Source organism: Modestobacter sp. VKM Ac-2979, from assembly GCF_026967995.1.
Classification (GTDB): Bacteria; Actinomycetota; Actinomycetes; order Mycobacteriales; family Geodermatophilaceae; genus Modestobacter.
Map to the genome: position 1 here is coordinate 505,075 of NZ_JAPVBO010000001.1, position 16,943 is coordinate 522,017.

General features: G+C 76.0%; 21 protein-coding genes. 6 read left to right on the plus strand and 15 right to left on the minus strand.

From position 1 onward, the window contains the following. Window positions 1-34 precede the first annotated feature (34 nt). Together O2W15_RS02495 and O2W15_RS02500 are read left to right on the plus strand one after the other, a co-directional pair. The gene (locus O2W15_RS02495; RefSeq protein WP_269178252.1) at window positions 35-691 is read left to right on the plus strand and encodes an SRPBCC domain-containing protein; all 657 of its coding nucleotides are present in this window, start codon (window positions 35-37) and stop codon (window positions 689-691) included. Further along, window positions 688-1,092 (plus strand): ArsR/SmtB family transcription factor, encoded by a 405-nt coding sequence (locus O2W15_RS02500; RefSeq protein WP_269178253.1) that lies wholly within the window; start codon window positions 688-690, stop codon window positions 1,090-1,092. The genes O2W15_RS02495 and O2W15_RS02500 overlap by 4 nt, the downstream gene beginning before the upstream one ends. Before the next feature lie 95 nt (window positions 1,093-1,187). On the opposite strand, the gene O2W15_RS02505 is transcribed toward O2W15_RS02500, so the two are convergent. From O2W15_RS02505 to O2W15_RS02545, 9 genes are all read right to left on the minus strand, one after another. Next, window positions 1,188-1,889 (minus strand): hypothetical protein, encoded by a 702-nt coding sequence (locus O2W15_RS02505; protein ID WP_269178254.1) that lies wholly within the window; start codon window positions 1,887-1,889, stop codon window positions 1,188-1,190. Between the two features lie 56 nt (window positions 1,890-1,945). Continuing rightward, on the minus strand, window positions 1,946-3,394 hold the full coding sequence (locus O2W15_RS02510; RefSeq protein ID WP_269178255.1) for a hypothetical protein: 1,449 nt from the start codon (window positions 3,392-3,394) through the stop codon (window positions 1,946-1,948). Window positions 3,395-3,466: 72 nt separating this feature from the next. Beyond that, window positions 3,467-3,640, minus strand: a complete 174-nt coding sequence (locus O2W15_RS02515; RefSeq protein WP_269164917.1) for an antitoxin — start codon at window positions 3,638-3,640, stop codon at window positions 3,467-3,469. A gap of 81 nt (window positions 3,641-3,721) precedes the next feature. Beyond that, on the minus strand, window positions 3,722-5,254 hold the full coding sequence (locus tag O2W15_RS02520) for a leucyl aminopeptidase family protein (RefSeq protein WP_269178256.1): 1,533 nt from the start codon (window positions 5,252-5,254) through the stop codon (window positions 3,722-3,724). 89 nt (window positions 5,255-5,343) lie between these two features. Continuing rightward, window positions 5,344-5,511 (minus strand): DUF3117 domain-containing protein, encoded by a 168-nt coding sequence (locus tag O2W15_RS02525; protein ID WP_064972432.1) that lies wholly within the window; start codon window positions 5,509-5,511, stop codon window positions 5,344-5,346. A gap of 116 nt (window positions 5,512-5,627) precedes the next feature. Continuing rightward, complete coding sequence (locus O2W15_RS02530; RefSeq protein ID WP_269178257.1) at window positions 5,628-6,206, minus strand: DNA-3-methyladenine glycosylase I; 579 nt, start codon at window positions 6,204-6,206, stop codon at window positions 5,628-5,630. Then, window positions 6,203-7,111, minus strand: a complete 909-nt coding sequence (locus tag O2W15_RS02535; protein ID WP_269178258.1) for a DMT family transporter — start codon at window positions 7,109-7,111, stop codon at window positions 6,203-6,205. The genes O2W15_RS02530 and O2W15_RS02535 overlap by 4 nt, the downstream gene beginning before the upstream one ends. 96 nt (window positions 7,112-7,207) lie before the next feature. After that, window positions 7,208-8,545, minus strand: coding sequence for a hypothetical protein (locus O2W15_RS02540; protein WP_269178259.1), 1,338 nt, complete (start codon window positions 8,543-8,545; stop codon window positions 7,208-7,210). Next, window positions 8,542-9,255, minus strand: a complete 714-nt coding sequence (locus tag O2W15_RS02545; RefSeq protein ID WP_269178260.1) for an ABC transporter ATP-binding protein — start codon at window positions 9,253-9,255, stop codon at window positions 8,542-8,544. Before O2W15_RS02545 ends, O2W15_RS02540 begins: the two co-directional genes overlap by 4 nt. Window positions 9,256-9,415: 160 nt before the next feature. On the opposite strand from O2W15_RS02545, the gene O2W15_RS02550 reads away from it, so the two are divergent. Continuing rightward, window positions 9,416-9,892: a DUF2243 domain-containing protein gene (locus O2W15_RS02550; protein ID WP_269178261.1), complete on the plus strand. Its 477-nt coding sequence runs from the start codon at window positions 9,416-9,418 to the stop codon at window positions 9,890-9,892. Further along, complete coding sequence (locus O2W15_RS02555) at window positions 9,889-10,635, plus strand: cytochrome c oxidase assembly protein (RefSeq protein ID WP_269178262.1); 747 nt, start codon at window positions 9,889-9,891, stop codon at window positions 10,633-10,635. Before O2W15_RS02550 ends, O2W15_RS02555 begins: the two co-directional genes overlap by 4 nt. 11 nt (window positions 10,636-10,646) lie before the next feature. Here the strand turns inward: O2W15_RS02555 and O2W15_RS02560 are convergent, their stop codons facing one another. The 4 genes from O2W15_RS02560 to dapE are packed head-to-tail and all read right to left on the minus strand — an operon-like array spanning window position 10,647 to window position 13,480. Continuing rightward, the gene (locus tag O2W15_RS02560; RefSeq protein WP_269178263.1) at window positions 10,647-11,117 is read right to left on the minus strand and encodes an SRPBCC family protein; all 471 of its coding nucleotides are present in this window, start codon (window positions 11,115-11,117) and stop codon (window positions 10,647-10,649) included. After that, a complete protein-coding gene (locus O2W15_RS02565; protein ID WP_269178264.1) occupies window positions 11,110-11,502 on the minus strand; it encodes a DivIVA domain-containing protein in 393 nt (130 codons plus the stop codon). The genes O2W15_RS02560 and O2W15_RS02565 overlap by 8 nt, the downstream gene beginning before the upstream one ends. 2 nt (window positions 11,503-11,504) lie before the next feature. After that, window positions 11,505-12,353, minus strand: a complete 849-nt coding sequence (locus tag O2W15_RS02570; protein ID WP_269164926.1) for a TIGR00730 family Rossman fold protein — start codon at window positions 12,351-12,353, stop codon at window positions 11,505-11,507. Beyond that, window positions 12,350-13,480 (minus strand): succinyl-diaminopimelate desuccinylase, encoded by a 1,131-nt coding sequence (gene dapE / locus O2W15_RS02575; RefSeq protein ID WP_269178265.1) that lies wholly within the window; start codon window positions 13,478-13,480, stop codon window positions 12,350-12,352. The genes O2W15_RS02570 and dapE overlap by 4 nt, the downstream gene beginning before the upstream one ends. 111 nt (window positions 13,481-13,591) lie before the next feature. On the opposite strand from dapE, the gene dapD reads away from it, so the two are divergent. Together dapD and O2W15_RS02585 are read left to right on the plus strand one after the other, a co-directional pair. Continuing rightward, a complete protein-coding gene (gene dapD, locus O2W15_RS02580; RefSeq protein WP_269178266.1) occupies window positions 13,592-14,575 on the plus strand; it encodes a 2,3,4,5-tetrahydropyridine-2,6-dicarboxylate N-succinyltransferase in 984 nt (327 codons plus the stop codon). 213 nt (window positions 14,576-14,788) lie between these two features. Next, window positions 14,789-15,565, plus strand: coding sequence for a hypothetical protein (locus tag O2W15_RS02585; RefSeq protein ID WP_269164929.1), 777 nt, complete (start codon window positions 14,789-14,791; stop codon window positions 15,563-15,565). A gap of 7 nt (window positions 15,566-15,572) precedes the next feature. Here O2W15_RS02585 and O2W15_RS02590 read toward each other — a convergent pair whose 3' ends face one another. Next, on the minus strand, window positions 15,573-16,043 hold the full coding sequence (locus tag O2W15_RS02590; RefSeq protein ID WP_269178267.1) for an anthrone oxygenase family protein: 471 nt from the start codon (window positions 16,041-16,043) through the stop codon (window positions 15,573-15,575). Further along, window positions 16,040-16,873: an NAD(P)H-binding protein gene (locus O2W15_RS02595; RefSeq protein WP_269178268.1), complete on the minus strand. Its 834-nt coding sequence runs from the start codon at window positions 16,871-16,873 to the stop codon at window positions 16,040-16,042. The genes O2W15_RS02590 and O2W15_RS02595 overlap by 4 nt, the downstream gene beginning before the upstream one ends. Between the last annotated feature and the right edge of the window lie 70 nt (window positions 16,874-16,943).

A 16,943-nucleotide genomic window follows, 5' to 3' on the forward strand; every position in this document is an offset into this window, starting at 1 on the left:
CGTTCTATAAGTTTTCACTTATTAGGAGGGGCTCATGACCATCACCGACGCCGCCGCATCCGCCGGGCTGGTGACCCGAGAGGTCCGCACCGGCTCCCGCGGGGGCACACCCACCCGGATCGCGGTCGCCCGCCGCACCTACCCGACCGACCGGCCCGACCTCTGGGCTGCCGTGACCGACCCGGATCGGCTCCCCCGCTGGTTCCTGCCGGTCAGCGGTGACCTGCGCGTCGGCGGCCGCTACCAGCTCGAGGGCAACGCCGGTGGCACCGTCGAGCACTGCGCGGCGCCGGAGACCTTCTCGGTCACCTGGGAGTACGGGCCGATGGTGTCCTGGCTGCAGGTCCGGTTGACCCCGGCTGCCACCGGCACCGAGCTGGAGCTGCTGCACGAGGCCCCGGTCGAGCCCGAGATGTGGGAGCAGTTCGGCCCGGGCGCGGTGGGCGTCGGCTGGGACCTCGGCCTGATGGGGCTGGGCCTGCACCTGGACAGCGGCGCCGCGGTCGACCCGGCCGAGGCGTTGGCGTTCCCCCTGACGCCGGAGGGGCGGGAGTTCGTCCGGCGGGCGGCGACCGGCTGGGCCGACGCGGCGGTCGCCGACGGCGACGAACGGGGCCCGGCGCACGAGGCGGCGGCCCGTACGGTCGACTTCTACACCACCCCGCCCGAGGACGCCCCAGGAGCGCAGTGACCCGAGCAGCAGCGACCGGAGCATTCGAGGCGCTGGGCGACCCCGTCCGGCGGCACGTCCTGGAACTGCTCGCCGCAGGCGAGCGGCCGGCCGGTGAGATCGTCGCGGCCCTGCAGGCCCGTGCACCCATCTCCCAGCCCGGCGTCTCGCAGCACCTCCGGGTGCTGCGGGACGCCGGGCTGGTCACGGTGCGCGCCGAGGGGCCTCGACGGTTCTACGCACTCGACCCGGACGGCCTGGACGCCGCCCGCGCGTGGTTGACCGGGCTCGTCGACCCGCTGGCGCAGTTCGCCCAGCCGCTGGACGCGCTGGCCACCGAGGTGGCCCGAGGCCGGCGGACCCGCCCGACGACGACCGGGAAGCCCGACCGCCCCGCGGCCGACCGTCGACGCCCCGCCTGACCGGATGAGCGTGGTGACCAGCGCCCGGCGGGCGTCGGCGTACCGCACCTGCGGTGCGTACAGCCGGCCGGGAGGTGGCCTGCCGGGCCACCGGGTCAGCTCCCGGCGACTGCGCCGACGACCAACCAGCTGAGCAGGAACGCCCAGCCACCGGTCAGCCGACGAGCTCCCGGGCGTGGCGCCGGGACACCGGGGAACGGCCCGGACAGCACCAGGAACACCGGCGTGCCGAGCGGGATCCAGCAGAGCCAGAACCACGCCCAGCGCGTGGCTCGCTCCGGGACCGGACCGCCGACCAGCAGGAACAGCGCAGCGAGCCAGATGACGAACAGGAGGGCCCCCACCCACACGGGGGCCCGCCAACCCAGGAGCTCCGACGAGGAGGACGACTCGGCAAGCGGTCCCACGCGCAGGCCCGGCTCGACCGTCCGCAGCTGGTCGGCCAGGTCGCCGGTGACGACCGGTCGGGAGCCTTCGTGGGGCTGGGCGCTCGGGCTGACCTGCCAGACCTCGGTGCGGCGGGTGACGAGCCCCGACCGCCAGACAGCGGTCTGCACCGCGGAGCCGGTCGCCCGAGGCCCCAGCCCCTCGCTGACCCGGACCTCCTCCACCCGGCCCGCATCGACCGCAGCGCGCAGGTCCTCCAGCGACGCCGGGCGCTGACCGACGAGGACGGTGGCCAGCGCGACGACGACGCAGCCGAGCACCAGCGCCACCCGCAGCGCCGTCCACGGGTCCCGCAGGGTCACCCGCGGGCGCGGCGGTGCCGGGGTGGTCGGTGCGGCGTCCGGCGACATGGCCGCGACCGTAGAGGCGACCGGTGGCCGTCAGGGGCGGAACACGCTCGGCCGGATCAACCGCGCGCGGCGCCCAGGCCGAGCACCGCCGCCAGGCCCAGCGCGCTGCGCGGCGCGTACGGGGTGCGCCACAGCCCGCCGTGCGCGGCGGCGTGTGCCTCGTCCTGCCACGGGTGCTGCTGCGCGGGCCCGCCACCGGTGTGCAGGTCGTGCACGAGCAGCGCCGCCATCAGCACGTTCGACGTCGCCGGCTCGAAGACCTCCACGCCGAAGCGGTGCGCCCCGGCGTAGGCAGCGGCCAGCGCGCGGTTCTTGACCACCGAGCGGGTCCGGGTGGGCGGGGCGACGTTCATCGACACCGTGCTGCCCGCCGCCCGGGCCACCGAGGCCCGCCAGCGCTGCAACCGCTTGGCCAGCGCGTAGTTCGGCCCCTGCTGCGGCACCAGGCTGTCGGCGATGCCCGGGTCGGTGCCCGGCACGTACGCCCTGCGCAGCAACCGCCCGGCCGAGAGCGTGCGCAGCGGCCGGCCCACCAGCTTCGCCGTCCGCGGCCGGGAGGCGTAGGCGGCGACGGAGTGGTCGACCGCCTCGCCGGGCACGGCGAATACGTCGGTCGGAGTGGCCAGGAATGCCAGCGCCAGCTCGGGGCGGGCCTCGGTCAGCCGCCGGGTGAGCGCGTCGACGGCGGTGGAGACCCGGACGTTGGTCGCGCCGTCGGCGTAGACGTAGTTGCCGAGCACCGGGGAGCCGGGCAGGGCCGCGAGCCAGTCGGCGACCTCGGGCACCTCGGTGATCAGGTCGGCGCCGGCCGCGTCGTCGTCGGCTACCGGCAGCAGCAGCGTGCCCGCGCCCCGCTGGGCGGTGTCGCGGACCCGCTGCCACAACGGCGGCCGGGGCAGGTCGACGGCGGCGACCCGGGCACCCCAGCGCAGCAGGGCGGTCAGCGGCCCCATCTCCGCGCCGGCACCCAGCACCGCGACCGTGCGGTCGGGCAGCGCCAGCCACTCGGGGTGGTCGGCCACGGTGCGCACCGCATCGGCGCAGCTCGGCTCGATCACCCCGGCGTCGACCCAGGCGACCAGCCGGCGGTGCAGGTCGTCACCGCGCAGCCGGGCGCCGCGGTAGGGCAACGACAGCTCGCGCTCGGGCTCGGCGTCCCCGGTCACCTCGACGGTGCGCAGCCGGCGAGCCGCCGGCGCGGTCTGCAGCGCGCCGAGGTCGGTCTCGCGGTCCGGCCCGGCCACCCGCATCCGGGCGTGCAGCGAGTCCAGCCCCGCACCGGCGATCTGCAGCGCCGCGTCGGGAGAGCTCAGTCCCGCCTCCACCGTGCGGCGCAGGTGGGGCAGGTAGCCGGCCCGCCAGTTGGTCTCCTGCTCAGCTGCCCGCGCCCCGGTCGGGTCGACCGGCCGCAGCGCGTCGGCGACGACCGCCCGGCCGAGCGTGGCGGTGCTGCGCCGGCCGTCGGGCCCGGCTGGGAAGACGACTCCGCGCTGTTCCTCGGTCACGGACCGATCCTGCCCGACCCGGCCCGCCGGTGACGGCTGGGGCGCTCAGGCCCCAGCCGCCGGCACCGTCGGTTACTGGTTGCCGATCTTGCCGTCGGCGGCGTCCCGGCCCTTGTCGATCTGGGCGTCGTGCGTGCCACCGGTCTTCTTGTCAGCGAACTGCTCGCCCTTGTCCAGACCCTTGTCGCTGATCTGCTCGCCCTTGTCGCTGTCCAGCGCGCCCTTGGCCTTGTCCATCATGCTCATGGCTGGTCCCCCTCGGATCCGGTCGCGCCCGACGGCGCGGCTCGTCCCGGCCAGTGCCCAACGAGCGGTGGCGGCAACCGCTCAGTCGCGCACCACCGGTTCCGGCAGGTCGGCCGGTGCGCCGGCCTCCAGCCAGTGCAGCAGCGTGCGGACGGCGAACCCCGAGCCGCCCTTGACCACCTCGGCGTCGTCCCGGCCGGCGCGCGCCGGGCCGGCGATGTCCAGGTGCGCCCACGGCAGGCCCCCGGCGAAGGGCTGCAGGAACAGCGCCGCCGTGGTCGACCCGGGGTCGCCCGGGGCGTTGTTCGCATCGGCCACCGGGGAGTCGAGCTGCGCGCGCAGGTGCCCGACGTGCTCCTCGGTCAGCGGCATCCGCCAGAACGCCTCGCCGGCGTGCCCGCCGGCGGTGAGCAGGGCGTCGGCCAGGCCGTCGGCGGTCGCGTACAGCCCGGCCGTGCGGGCCCCCAGCGCCGTCCGCATCGCCCCAGTGAGGGTGGCGACGTCGACCAGCACGGTCGCTCCCAGCGCCAGCCGGGCGTGCGCCAGCGCGTCGGCGAGGACCAGCCGGCCCTCGGCGTCGGTGTTGCGCACCTCGGTGGTGCGCCCGCCCACGTGCCGGACGACGTCGGCCGGCCGGTAGGCAGCACCGGAGACGGCGTTCTCGCAGAGCGCGACGACGGCGGTGACGGCACTCGGGAGCTGCAGCCGGGCCGCGGCGTCGACGGCGGCGAGGACCGCGGCGGCCCCGGCCATGTCGGTCTTCATCTCGCGCATGCCCGCGTTCTTCTTGATCGAGATGCCGCCGGTGTCGAAGGTGATGCCCTTGCCGACCAGCACCGGGTGCGCCGGACCGGCCCCGTGCGGTCGGTAGGTGGCGATCACCACCCGCGGTGGGGAGGCCGATCCCCCGCCGACGGCGAGCACGCCGCCGAAGCCGCCGGCCCGCAGCTCGTCGGGCCCCAGCACGGTGACCGTCACACCGTCGACTCCACCCAGCCGCCCGAGCGCCTGGTCGGCGAGCCAGGCCGGGTCCTTGGTGCTGCTGGGCGTGTTGACCAGGTCACGGGCCCACACAACGGACTCGGCAGCGACCCGGCCGGCGTGCTCACCGGCGGCAACCGCCGGGTCGTCGGCACCGGCGGCCACCACGAGCACCTCGGCGAGCCTGGGCGGGTGTGGCGTGGAGGTGTCCCGGAAGCGGTAGCCGGCCAGCAGCGCCGTCTCGACCGCGGTCCGCACCTCGTCGGCCCCGGCGGGGGCGACGCCGGTGTCCAGCGGCAGGACGAGCCGGCGGGCGCCGGACTCGGCGAGCGTCTGCGCCCGCCGGACGGCGACCGCCACGTAGGAGCGCAGGTGCGGCAGGGTCGCATCGCCCACCCCGACCGCCAGCACGCTGCGCGGGCGGCGGCTCTCCAGCGGCACGTTGGTGATCCCGCCGGGCTTGCCGCCGTTGCCGGTGTCGGCCAGGGCCGCAGCGAGGAACTCCGGGTCGACCGGCGGCTGGGCAGCCGCGGTGAGCCAGTCGGGCAGCGAGCCCTTCGCACCGACCGGCACGGCCAGGACGTCGTCGGGACCCAGCACCGGCACCGCCGGGACGACCTCGACCCGCGGCAACGGCGCGGCCCCGGTCGCCGGCGTGCTGCCGACGGCCGGGGCCGCGTCGTCTGTCGCGGGGCTGCCCGGGGGCAGACTCGCGTCGGTGTTCAGCTGATCGCGCCCTTCAGGGCCTCGGAGAGGGCGCTCGCCTCGTCGGGGGACAGCTCGACGACCAGCCGGCCGCCACCCTCCAGCGGGACGCGCATGACCAGGCCGCGGCCCTCCTTGGTGACCTCGAGGGGACCTTCACCCGTACGCGGCTTCATGGCCGCCATGCGTGCCTCCTTCACCGGCCACCCACAGCCCGGTTGGACCGTGGTGTGGCGACTGTTCGTGCAGAGCTGTGCGGTCCATGATCCCGTATCCACGGCCATCGACCAACCCGGACCCCTCAGTCCGGGTGCGTCGCCCCCGCCCGGAAGCAGGTCGCGACGTGGTCGTCGACCATCCCGGTGGCCTGCATCAGGGCGTAGGAGGTGGTCGGTCCGACGAAGGAGAACCCCCGCCGCTTCAGCTCCTTGGCCAGCGCAACCGACTCCGGGCTGGTCGCCGGGACGTCGGCGAGGGCCTGTGGCCGCGGACGCGGCGCGGTCGGGGCGAAGGACCACAACAGGGCCGACAACCCCTCCGTCAGGTCGAGCGCAGCCCGGGCGTTGCGCACCGCGGCCGTCACCTTGGCGCGGTTGCGGACGATCGCCGCATCGGCCATCAGCCGCTCCACGTCGTCGTCGGTGAAGGCGGCCACCGCCTGGATCGAGAACCCGGCGAACGCGGCCCGGAAGGCGGGGCGCTTGCGCAGGATGGTGATCCAGGACAGGCCCGACTGGAAGGCCTCCAGGCTGACCCGCTCGAACAACGCGTCGTCGCCGTGCAGCGGCACCCCCCACTCCTCGTCGTGGTAGCGGACGTACTCGGGCGCGCTCGTGGCCCATCCGCAGCGCTCTCCCGGCTCCGGCGTCTGCGCGGTCACGGGACGGCCGTGTCGAGGTCGTCGAACTCCGACCGCGCGGTGCGGACGGGGCTGCGCCGGGTGGCCAGCACGCAGCCGAGGAGCACCAGCGGCAGCCCGAGCGCCAGGCCCAGGGTGAACGGCTCGTCGAGCACCAGGACGCCCAGCAGCACGGCGACCGCCGGGTTCACGAAGGTGATCACCAGCGCCCGCTGCGGGCCGGCCTCCCGGATCAGCGCGAAGAACAGTGCGAGGGCCAGCGCGGTGCAGACCGTGCCCAGCGCCAGGAGCGCCAGCCACGCCCGCGTCGGTGCCTCGACGGCGTCGCCGAGCCGGGGCACCGCGAACGGCGCGTAGACCAGCGCGGTGAACAGCAGCGCGAAGGACGCCGCCGTCACGCCCGGCACGTCGGGCAGCTTGTGGCTGATCACGATCGGGGCGACGGCGTAGCCGACCACCACCAGCGCGACCGCCCCGATCGCACTGAGCTGGGCCCCGCCGACGTCCAGGCCCAGCAGGGCGACGATGCCCACCACCCCGATCAGCATCCCGACCACCCGCAGCGGGGAGAGCCGGTCCTCGTCCCCGGCGACCAGGGCCGCCACCGCGGCCACGAACGGCACCGCCGCGACGAGCAGCCCGGTCAGCGAACTGGACAGCGACTGCTCGGCGTACGGCAACAGCAGCCAGGGGCCGGTCATCTCCAGCACGGTGAACAGCAGCAGGGCCCGCCAGTGCCGGCGCAGCGCGGTGCCCAGGTGCCCCCGGGCGAGGGTCCACGGCACGAGCAGCGCCGCGCCGATCGCGCAGCGCAGGAAGACCACCACGACCGGGGAGAAGTCCTCCACCGCCACCTTGATCAGCAGGTACGGCAGGCCCCAGATGAGCGACATCGCCACGAACAGCGCCCAGCCCCGCCGACTCATCCTCGTCCCCCAGCCGCCGCCGTCACCGGGTCATCATGGCTCCCCGGTACGACGGATCCCGACGGTGGCGGCCCCAGAACCGCAGGCCGCTCCCGGTCAGCCCGGGACCGCCGCCCCGGCGGCCCGGTCGACCATCCGCCGGCTGGCCGCCGTGCCGCCGAGCACCAGCGCGCAGCCGGCCACCACGGAGCCGAGGAAGAGCACCACCCCGATCGGCTCGTCGGCCAGCACGTCGATGAACGGGGTGATCAGCGCCAGCGCCGTGACGCTCGCGCCGCCCACGCAGACCGTCAGCGGGATCCAGGTCTCCCGCATCCGGGCCGCGTGCAGGGTGGCCACCTCGGTGCCGGCCAGGTGCAGGGCGCGGTACTCCCCGGCGTGGTCGAGCACCCGACCCGCCTGGGTGACACCGGTGGAGACCGCGGCCAGCAGCGACGCGATCACCAGCGTGATCGCCGTCCCGGTCGCGATGTCCACCCCCAGGTGGTCCTGCTCCGCGCCGGTCGCCGCCAGGCCCGGGCTGACGCTCAGCACGCCGGCGACGAAGGCGACCAGGGCCACCCCGCCCACGCTGCGCCAGGCCGCCTTCGGGTCGTCGACGATCCGCCGACCGGCCAGCAGGGTCGGCACGCTGCGCGCCCGCCGGGCGACCACCCGGCCCAGCACCGAGATCAGCCACGGGCCGACCAGGTTGAACACCCACATGGCGCCGGCCAGCGTCCCCACGAGGATCGCCAGCACCACGATCGCGTCGAGCCGGAGCATCCCGTTGGCGGCGAGCAGGAACACCCCGACCAGCACGGACAGCGGGAGCAGCCGGGTCCAGGACAGCGGCTTCACCCCGGTGCGCGCGGCCACCCCCAGTGGTGTGACCGCCACCCGGCGCAGCGCCGCCAGCGCCGAGACCAGCGCCACCAGCGGCACCGCCGGCAGGGCGAGCGCTCCCCAGGAGCCGACCCACAGCTCCCCCACCGCGAAGGCCCGGCCCTGGAAGTGCAGCAGCGCCACCAGCGGCAGGGTCGCCCCGTAGAGCACCGCACCGGCCAGCGCGCCGGCGACCGCCTGGGCCAGCGCGTCCGCGACCGCCATCCCCGCGACCTGCCCGGTGGTCGCCCCGGCCAGCCGCAGCGCCGCCATCCGGGCGTTGCGCCGGGCGATGGCCAGCCGGGCCGCCGCGCCGCCGAGCGTGATCAGCGGCACCAGGATGAGGGCAGCCGCGACGACGGCCAGGACGACGTACACCTCGGCCATGCCCGAGGGCTCCGGCTCGGCCCGCTCGACGGCGGCGCGGTCGACGAAGGCGCGCAGCCCGCCCAGGGTGGTCAGCAGCGCCCAGGTCACCGCGGTGAAGGCGAGCACGGCCAGGCCGGTGGTCAGCCGGTCGGGCCCCTGCCTGCGGGCCAGCGCCCACCACAGGCGCAGCGCGGCCCTCATCGGAGGCCACCGCCCGGCGCCGCGGCCGGCGTCCGGCGGTCGTCGACCAGCAGGCCGTCGCCCATGGTGACCACCCGCCCGCACCAGGCGGCGACCCCCTCGTCGTGAGTGACCACGACGAGCGCCGCCCCGGCCGCCGAGGTGGAGCGGACCAGCAGGCTCATCACCTCCTGCCCGGTGGCGGCGTCGAGGGCACCGGTCGGCTCGTCGGCGAAGACGACGCCCGGCGAGGTGACCAGGGCGCGGGCGATCGCCACGCGCTGGCCCTGCCCGCCGGAGAGCTCACCGGGCCGGCGCTGCTCCAGCCCGGCCAGCCCCAGGTGGTCCAGCCAGCGGGCCGCCCGCTCGGTCGCCGTCCGGCGGTCGACCCCGGCCAGCATCAGCGGCAGCGCCGCGTTCTCCACCGCGGGCAGCTCGGGCAGCAGCTGGCCGGACTGGAAGACGAACCCGAAGTCCGACCGGCGCAGCACCGTGCGCCGCGCGTCGGACAGCCGGGCGAGGTCCTGCCCCTGCCAGGTGACCGACCCGGAGGTCGGTCGGACGATGCCGGCCAGGCAGTGCAGCAAGGTGGTCTTGCCGGAGCCGGAGGGCCCCATCACGGCCAGCGACTCGGCGCCGAGGTCGAGGTCGACCCCGGCCAGGGCGTGGGCGGCGGCCGGGCCGTCGCCGTAGGTCATCCGGAGGTCCCGGGCGGAGAGGGTCACGGTCATGGGCTGATCGTCGGCCGCCGACCCGGCGCACCGCGTCGCCCCGGGGACGGAAGCCCGGCGGGCCGGCTCAGCCCTGGGTCGTACGACCGGCTGGGGGTTTCCCCCGGTCGGCGGCCGGGCAGCGACCGGGCACCACCCGCAGCCGGACGACGGAGGTCCCGTGACCGCAGCCGATCCCGGGCGGCCCGACCGTCGGCGGCTGCTCGTCTCCGGCCTGCTGTTCGGTCTCGGCGCCGCGGGTGCGGTCGACGAGATCGTCTTCCACCAGCTGCTGCACTGGCACCACTTCTACGACCGGGCCAGCGGAGCCGCGGGCCTGGTCTCCGACGGGCTGCTGCACGCCGCCACCTGGTCGGCGACCGTGGCCGGCCTGGCACTGCTCGCCGACGTCCGCCGGCGGCGGTCGTTCGCCGCGGGCGCCTGGTGGGGTGCGGTGCTGGTGGGCGCCGGGGCGTTCCAGGTCTGGGACGGCGTCGTCCACCACAAGCTGCTGCGGCTGCACCAGGTCCGCTACGGCGTCGACCTCACCGGTTACGACGTGGCCTGGATCGGCGCCGGTGCCCTGGTGCTGCTGGCCGGTGTGCTGCTGCTCCGGCGGGCCCGCACCCGCAGCGCCCCGGGAGCCCCGGCACCGTGAACCAGGCCGTGTGGACCCTCGTGCTGGTACCGGCCGCGCTCTACCTGGCCGGGGTCGCCCGCTCGCGCTCCCCGTGGCCGGCGGGCCGGACGGCGGCCTGGCTGGCCGGGCTGGGCTGCCTGGCCGTCGCGCTCACCGGGCCGCTCGCCACGAGCCACGACGACCTGCGCGCGCACATGGCCGCACACCTGCTGCTGGGGATGGTCGCCCCGGTGCTGCTCGTGCTCGCCCGCCCCTCGACCCTGCTGCTGCGCGCCCTCCCGGCGCCCGCCGCCCGGCGGGTCAGCCGGGCGCTGCGCACGGCACCGGTGCGGGTGCTCACCGACCCGTTCGTGGCCACCGGGCTGAACGCCGCCGGGCTCTGGCTGCTCTACGGCACCGGCCTGCTGACGGCGATGCTGCACTCGCCGGGGCTGCACCTGCTGGTCTCGGTGCACGTGCTGCTCACCGGCTGGCTGGCCACGGCCGCCGTCCTGGCCCTGGACCCGATCGGGCACCGCCGCGGCGTGGTCGTCCGCGCGGTGGCGCTGGCGGCGGGCGCAGCCGCCCACGACGTGCTGGCCAAGGCGCTGTACGCAGCCCCGCCGGCCGGGGTCACCGGAGCCGAGGCCGGCGCCCAGCTGATGTACCACGGCGGCACGGTCGTGCACGTGCTGGTGGCCGCCCTGCTGTGGCGGCAGTGGTACCGCTCGCGGGCGACGATCCGGGACGCCGAACACGCCGCCCTCCCCGCACCGGCCTGAGCGCAGCCCCGTCAGGCGGGGTGGGCCTGCGCGTAGGCGGCGAAGCGGCGCAGCGACAGCCGGACCCCGGCGGCCATCACCGGGCGCACCAGCGGCCAGCCGGCCCGGCCCAGCGCGCCCAGCGGGAGGTCCAGCCCCTCGGTCCAGACGAACGTCGACCCGCCGCCGTCCCGGGGCCGCACCTCGAAGGTGCCGGTGCCGCGCACCACCCGCCCGGTGTGCCGCACGTCGACCCGGCGGGGCGGCTCCCAGCCGGTGATCAGCATGGTGTCCAGCACCCCCAGCCGGCGGCCCCCGAGCGGACCGGGCAGCCGGACGCCAGTGGTGGCCGCGAGCTCCCCACCCACGCCCTGCCCGTCGCGTGCGCCGGCCCGCACGTCGGTGAGCAGCATCCACTCACCCTGCCGGTCCCAGTCGACCAGCGCCGCCCACACCTGCTCCGGTGGTGCGTCCACCTCGACCTGCTCCACCAGTTCAGGCATCGGCCCGCCTCTCCTCGTCACTCCCGGGGCCGTCCTCCAGGACGGGGAGGCCTCCGGGGTCGGTGTCTCGCTGGTCGACCGGACGCTGGACGCCCGGCAGCTGTGCCCGCAGGGCCGCGATCTCCGCGTCCCGGTCGTCCAGCACCGAGGCCAGCTGGTCCAGCAGCCAGTCGACCTCGGTCATCCGGTACCCGCGCACGGCCACCGAGATGCGCAGCGCCCGGACGTCGTCGGCGACCACCGCCCGCCCCTCGGGCAGCTGCACCGGGGAGCGCTCGGGCTCGGCCGGGGGCTGCGTCTCGCCCCGGCCGAGCAGCAGCGAGGCGCCGAGGAACAGCAGCCCGCCGACCAGCAGCAGGCTGATGACGAAGACGAGTCCGGCCATGCTCAGTCGTCGACCGGGGCCGAGCCGGGAACGGGAGCGGGGTCGGGGACCGCCTCCCCGGGGGGCGGCTCCGACTCGTGCTCACCGCGAGTGGCGTCCGCGGCCTGGATGATCGCGACCGCCTCGGCGACGTCATCGGTGACGTGCAGCAGGTCGAGGTCCGCCGGGCTCACCGTCCCCTGCGCGACCATCGTCTGCCGGATCCAGTCGACCAGCCCGGACCAGTACTCGCTGCCGAACAGGATCACCGGGAACCGGGTCACCTTGCGGGTCTGCACCAGGGTGAGCGCCTCGAACAGCTCGTCGAGCGTGCCGAAACCGCCGGGCAGGATGACGAACGCCTGGGCGTACTTGACGAACATCGTCTTGCGCACGAAGAAGTAGCGGAACAGCACGCCGACGTCGACCCACTCGTTGAGCTCCTGCTCGAACGGCAGCTCGATGCCCAGCCCGACCGACGTGCCCCCCGCGTCGCAGGCGCCCTTGTTCGCCGCCTCCATCGCGCCGGGGCCACCGCCGGTGATCACCGCATAGCCGGCGTCGGCCAGCGCTGCGCCCAGCTGCACCCCGGTGGCGTAGTACGCGGAGTCCCGCGGGGTGCGGGCGCTGCCGAAGACGCTCACCGCGCGCGGCAGGTCGGCCAGCAGGCCGAAGCCCTCGACGAACTCGGCCTGTATCCGGAGCACGCGCCACGGGTCGGTGTGCACCCAGTCGCTGCTGCCGCGGCGGTCCAGCAGGCGCTGGTCGGTCGTCGTCCCGGCGTTCTGCGGGTCGGGCTCGCCGCCGCGCAGGGTGATCGGCCCGCGGTGCCGGATCGGCCGCCGCCGGGCACCGTCGTCGGTCTGGCTCATGCGTCACTCCCGCTCAGGTAGGCGATCAAGGCGTCCTCGGCCGGCTGCAACCGGTCGACCCGGACGTGCTCCTCGACGGTGTGGGCCAGGTTCGGGTCACCCGGGCCGTAGTTCACCGCCGGGATGCCGAACGCGGCGAAGCGGGCCACGTCGGTCCAGCCCAGCTTCGCCCGGGCCGGCTGCCCGACCGCGGCGACGAACGCCGCGGCGGCCGGCTCCGACAGGCCGGGCAGCGCGCCGCCGGAGGTGTCGGTGAGCTCCAGGGTGACCCCGGCGGCCAGCGCGTCGGCGAAGACCTCGCGCACGTACGCCAGGGCCTGGTCCTCGTCCCGGTCCGGGGCGAACCGGAAGTTCACGGTCACCCGGCAGACGTCCGGGACGACGTTGCCGGCGACCCCGCCCTCGATCCGCACGGCGTTGAGCCCCTCGCGGTAGCGGAGACCGTCGATCTCGACCTCCCGCGCCGGGTGGGCGGCCAGGGTGGCGAGGATGCCGGCGGCGCCGTGCACGGCATTGACGCCGAGCCAGGAACGCGCGCTGTGCGCACGGGTGCCGGGCACCGTGAGGACGACGCGCAGCGTGCCCTGGCAGCCGCCCTCGACCACCCCGTCGGTGGGCTCCAGCAGCACCGCCAGGTCGCCGTACAGCCAGCCGCGGCGCTCCCGGGCCACCCGGCCCAGGCCGTTGCGGACCGCCTCGACCTCCTCGTTGTCGTAGAAGACGAACGTGAGGTCGCGGGCCGGCTGCGCCCCGGGGACGCCGAACATCCCGGCCAGCCGCAGCATCACCGCGTCGCCGGCCTTCATGTCGCTGGTGCCGCAGCCGTAGAGCCGTTCCTCGCCGTCGACGACCTCGACCCGGCTGGGCACGTTGTCGGCGATCGGCACGGTGTCCAGGTGCCCGGCGAGCACGATCCGGGTGGGCCGGTCCAGGTTCGTGCGGGCCAGCACGGTGTCCCCCACCCGCTCGACCTCCAGGCCGCCCAGCCCGCGCAGCGCCGCCTCGACGGCGTCGGCCAGTGGCCCCTCGGTGCCCGAGACCGAGGGGGCGTCGACCAGGGCCCGGGTCAGGGTGAGGACGTCGGCGCTCAGGTCGAGCGGGGGCAGCGGTTGGTCGTCGGGGCTCACGACCGCCGAGGGTAGTGAGGGAGGACCTGGTTGCCCCCCGCCCCTCGCCGACGCGAGGTCGGGCCCCTGCAGCCGGACCGCGCTGCGGCGCCCTGGGTAGCCTGACTGCCCGTGACGACCGCTGCAGAGACCACCGGCGCGAACGGCGTCGGCATCGCCACCCTCACCTCCGACGGGACGGTGCTCGACACCTGGTTCCCCTCCCCGACGCTCAGCAGCGCCGACCAGGGCGAGAGCGGCACCCAGCCGATCGGGGTGCTGGAGCTGGAGGGGCTGCTCGGGCCCGACTTCTCCGGGCTGGTCCGCACCGACGAGGCCCGCGGCGTGCAGTCGGTCGCCGTCTCCACCACCATCGCCGACCTGTCCGCCCCGCCGGTCGACGCCCACGACGTCTACCTGCGCCTGCACCTGCTCTCCGCCCGGCTGGTGCAGCCGCACGGGGTCAACATGTACGGCGTCTTCGGGCTGCTGGCCAACGTGGCCTGGACCAGCGCGGGCCCGGTGCTCGCCACCGAGCTGGACGCGGCGCGCGCCCGGCTGCGCTCGGACGCCGGGCACCTGACCGTCTTCGGGGTCGACAAGTTCCCGCGGATGGTCGACTACGTCGTCCCCTCGGGGGTGCGGATCGCCGACGCCGACCGGGTGCGGCTGGGCGCGCACCTCGCCGAGGGCACCACGGTCATGCACGAGGGCTTCGTCAACTTCAACGCCGGCACGCTGGGCCCCTCGATGGTGGAGGGCCGGATCAGCGCGGGCGTCGTCGTCGGCGCCGACTCCGACGTCGGCGGCGGCGCCTCGATCATGGGCACCCTCTCCGGTGGCGGCAAGCAGGTCATCTCGATCGGCAAGGGCTGCCTGCTGGGCGCCAACGCCGGCATCGGCATCTCCCTCGGCGACGGCTGCGTGGTCGAGGCCGGCTGCTACGTCACCGCCGGGTCGAAGGTCGCGCTCCCCGACGGGACGACGATCAAGGCGGGCGAGCTCTCCGGTCGCGACGGCCTGCTGTTCCGCCGCAACTCCCTCAGCGGCGCGCTCGAGGCCCTGCCCCGCGACGGTGACTGGGGCGCCCTCAACGCCGCACTGCACGCCAACTGAGGCCGGGGGCCGCCGCGCGGGCCCCCGCCTTCCAGGTTCCTGACAGTTCGGCGACCTACGATCGGCGCGATGGTGAGCACCCCGGTCGCGGGCCGACGGCCCCCGCCGCGGGCCGCCCGCCCCGCGGCACGTCCGGCGCGCCGCCCTCCGGCGCGACCCACCCCGCGGCGCCGTGCCCGCCGGACGAGCCCCGCACGGACGCTGTGGCCGCTGGTGCTCGTCGCCGCCCTCCTCGCCGCCATCGCGCTGCTGTGGCGGGAGGAGGAGGGCACGCCGTCGGTGCTCGCCGGGTGCACGGTGCCCGGCTCGGACGTCAGCGTCACCGCCGAGCAGGCGGCCAACGCGGCGACGATCGCGGCGGTGGCCCGCTCGCGTGGCCTGCCGCCGCGGGCCACCGTCATCGCGCTGGCGACCGCGCAGCAGGAGTCCCGGCTGCGCAACCTCGACTACGGCGACCGTGACTCCCTCGGTCTGTTCCAGCAACGGCCCTCGCAGGGCTGGGGCAGCGAGGCGCAGGTGCGGGACCCGGTCTACTCGGCCGGCAAGTTCTTCGACGGCCTGGTCGAGGTGCCCGGCTGGGAGACCGGACGGCTCACCGAGGTGGCCCAGGCGGTCCAGCGCAGCGGGTACCCGGAGGCGTACCAGCAGTGGGAGCCGATGGCGAGCGCGCTGAGCGGTGCCCTGCTCGCCACCTCTCCTTCCGCCTTGACCTGCGGCGCGGCTCCGGGCGCCGGGCCGGCCACCCTGGCCGACCGGACGGCCGTGGTCACCGAGGCCGCCCGGCGGGAGGCCGGCCCGCCGACGGTCGAGACCGACGGCACCGTCTCCATCGCCGGCGCCGGCTGGCCGGAGGCCACCTGGGCGGTGGCGCACGCCGAGGGCTTCGGACTCACCGAGGTGGCGATGGACGGCTGGCGCTGGACCCCCGCGGTCGGCTGGGAGAGCACCCCGAGCGCCTTCGAGCTCCCGCTCCGGCTCCGCCTGGAGTGACCGGCGGTCAGTCGGCCGACCCGAGCAGGAAGGCGGTCGCCGCGCCCGTCGCGGCGACCGAGCGCACGGTGTTCCACCGGGTCCAGTGGCCGGCGTTCTCCCGCCACGCCTCCGCCGCACCCGGTGCCGCGGCGTCCAGCCGGGCCAGCGCGTCGTTGAGCGGGACGTTCGCCAGCACGGTGACCCCGACGACCCCGAACAGGTACAGCGCGACCCCGGTCAGCACGGCCGGCCGACGGGCCCCGGCGAGCTCGGCCCCGCCCAGCACCAGGCAGACCAGCGCGGTCCCGAACAGCAGCGTCATGAAGCCCGGGCGGACCGCCGTGCGGTTGACCGACTGCATCGCCGTCGCACCGGCGGCGCCGGGCAGGGCGGTCAGCGCCGGCACCACCATCAGGCTGAAGACGGCGAAGGCCCCGGCGACCAGCCCGGACCCGATCGTCGCGACCACCAGCACGGGTGGGCGCTCCGCGCTCACGCCCGGCTCCCGGCGAGCGCGCTGCGCCGCACCGCGTCGGTGACGTCGGTGGCCGGGCGGCCCAGCGCCTGCTGCACCCCGCCGGTGGGCGCGGCGTTGCGGCCGTCCAGGACCTCGGTGAACAGGTGGGTCATCAGCTCGACCACCTCCGGCGGCGCGCCCTCCCCCGCCAGGGCAGCGGTGAACTCCGCGAGCGGCACCGACCGGAAGGCCACCGGCCTGCCCGTCGCCGCGGCGAGCTCGGCCACCGCCGCGGCGAAGGTCAGCGCCCGCGGCCCGGTCAGCTCGTGGGTGAGCCCGGCGTGTCCGTCGTCCAGCAGCGCCGCGACGGCCACGTCGGCGATGTCGTCGGCGTCCACGAACGGCTCGACCACGTCGTCCACGGGCAGCGCGAGCTCACCGGTGCGCACCGCATCGGCGAACTGGCCCTCGGTGAAGTTCTGCACGAACCAGCTGCAGCGCACCACGGTCCAGTCCAGCCCGGCGCTGCTGGCGGTCTCCCGTACCGCCTGCTCCGCCCGCTGCGCGGCGGGCTCGCCGCGGCCGGACAGCAGCACCACCCGGCCGACCCCGGCCCGGGCGGCCCGGTCGGTGAAGGCGGCCAGGACGTCGTCCGCCCCCGGGACGGCGAGGTCCGGCGCGTACGCCAGGTAGACCGCGGAGGCGCCGGCCAGGGCGGCGTCCCAGGTGGTGGGGTCGGCCCAGTCGAGCCGGCAGGCGGCGCTCCGGGACGCGACCCGCACGGGCACGCCCCGGGCCCGCAGTCGGTGGGCGATGCGGCGGCCGGTCGTCCCGGTGCCGCCGGTCACGAGGATCAGCTGTTCGGTCATGACGTCAGTACAGCGAGACGGATCGAGACGATCCATCGCCGAGGAGCGCGATGACATGCGTCAGCGTCTA

What these genes read in the sequence shown, in the direction of transcription:
- O2W15_RS02495 (WP_269178252.1), top strand. Translation starts at nt 35, where the DNA reads ATGACCATCACCGACGCCGCCGCATCCGCCGGGCTGGTGACCCGAGAG.
- O2W15_RS02505 (WP_269178254.1), bottom strand. Translation starts at nt 1,889, where the DNA reads ATGTCGCCGGACGCCGCACCGACCACCCCGGCACCGCCGCGCCCGCGG.
- O2W15_RS02515 (WP_269164917.1), bottom strand. Translation starts at nt 3,640, where the DNA reads ATGAGCATGATGGACAAGGCCAAGGGCGCGCTGGACAGCGACAAGGGC.
- O2W15_RS02525 (WP_064972432.1), bottom strand. Translation starts at nt 5,511, where the DNA reads ATGGCGGCCATGAAGCCGCGTACGGGTGAAGGTCCCCTCGAGGTCACC.
- O2W15_RS02535 (WP_269178258.1), bottom strand. Translation starts at nt 7,111, where the DNA reads ATGAGTCGGCGGGGCTGGGCGCTGTTCGTGGCGATGTCGCTCATCTGG.
- O2W15_RS02540 (WP_269178259.1), bottom strand. Translation starts at nt 8,545, where the DNA reads ATGAGGGCCGCGCTGCGCCTGTGGTGGGCGCTGGCCCGCAGGCAGGGG.
- O2W15_RS02545 (WP_269178260.1), bottom strand. Translation starts at nt 9,255, where the DNA reads ATGACCGTGACCCTCTCCGCCCGGGACCTCCGGATGACCTACGGCGAC.
- O2W15_RS02560 (WP_269178263.1), bottom strand. Translation starts at nt 11,117, where the DNA reads ATGCCTGAACTGGTGGAGCAGGTCGAGGTGGACGCACCACCGGAGCAG.
- O2W15_RS02565 (WP_269178264.1), bottom strand. Translation starts at nt 11,502, where the DNA reads ATGGCCGGACTCGTCTTCGTCATCAGCCTGCTGCTGGTCGGCGGGCTG.
- O2W15_RS02570 (WP_269164926.1), bottom strand. Translation starts at nt 12,353, where the DNA reads ATGAGCCAGACCGACGACGGTGCCCGGCGGCGGCCGATCCGGCACCGC.
- O2W15_RS02595 (WP_269178268.1), bottom strand. Translation starts at nt 16,873, where the DNA reads ATGACCGAACAGCTGATCCTCGTGACCGGCGGCACCGGGACGACCGGC.